General features: G+C 62.5%; 1 protein-coding gene. It reads right to left on the bottom strand.

The features are described 5' to 3' along the window. A partial coding sequence (locus tag AF337_RS32980; protein WP_049735365.1) for an S-(hydroxymethyl)glutathione dehydrogenase/class III alcohol dehydrogenase occupies nucleotides 1-1,124 on the bottom strand: 1,124 nt, incomplete at its 3' end. Nucleotides 1,125-1,126 lie beyond the last annotated feature (2 nt).

Raw genomic sequence — 1,126 nt, 5'->3', positions numbered from 1 at the left:
TAGACCACCACGCCGCGGATGCTTTCACCCTTGTGCATCATGTCGAAGCCCTTGTTGATGTCGTCGAGCGGCATGGTGTGGGTGATCATCGGGTCGATCTGGATCTTGCCCTGCATGTACCAGTCGACGATCTTAGGTACGTCGGTGCGGCCGCGCGCGCCGCCGAAGGCGGTGCCCATCCAGTTGCGGCCGGTGACCAGCTGGAACGGACGGGTGGAGATCTCCTGACCGGCGCCGGCAACGCCGATGATGATCGATTTGCCCCAGCCGCGGTGGGATGCCTCAAGCGCCTGGCGCATCACCTTGGTGTTGCCGGTGCAGTCGAAGGTGTAGTCGGCACCGCCGATCAGGTCGCCATTGCGCTTGGTCATGTTGACGAGGTGGGGGACGATGTCGTCGCCGACCTCCTTCGGATTGACGAAATGCGTCATGCCGAACTTCTCGCCCCATTCCTTGCGGTCATTGTTGATGTCGACGCCGATGATCATGTCGGCACCGGCGAGCCTGAGGCCCTGCAGCACGTTGAGGCCGATGCCGCCAAGACCGAAAACGATCGCCGTCGAACCGATCTCGACCTTGGCGGTGTTGATCACCGCGCCGATGCCGGTGGTGACGCCGCAACCGATATAGCAGATCTTGTCGAAGGGGGCGTCGGGATTGACCTTGGCAAGGGCAATCTCCGGCAACACGGTGAAATTGGCGAAGGTCGAGCAGCCCATGTAATGATGGATCTTGTCCTTGCCGATCGAGAAACGCGAGGTACCGTCCGGCATCAGACCCTGGCCCTGGGTCGAGCGGATCGCGGTGCAGAGATTGGTCTTGCGGGAAAGGCAGGAATAACATTCGCGGCATTCCGGCGTGTAGAGCGGAATGACGTGGTCGCCCTTCTTGACCGAGGTGACGCCGGGGCCGACATCGACGACGATGCCGGCGCCCTCATGGCCGAGGATGGCCGGAAACAGACCTTCCGGATCGGCGCCTGAGAGCGTGAAGTCGTCGGTGTGGCAGATGCCGGTCGCCTTGACCTCGACCAGCACTTCGCCGGCCCGCGGCCCTTCCAACTGCACGGTCATCACTTCGAGCGGTTTTCCGGCCTGAACGGCTACGGCGGCGCGAACGTCCATTT

It is taken from the genome of Rhizobium ecuadorense (genome assembly GCF_001187535.1).
In the GTDB taxonomy this organism is placed as follows: domain Bacteria; phylum Pseudomonadota; class Alphaproteobacteria; order Rhizobiales; family Rhizobiaceae; genus Rhizobium; species Rhizobium ecuadorense.
The sequence above is the reverse complement of the archived record's forward strand: the minus strand, read 5'-3'. Positions and strand labels throughout refer to the sequence as shown.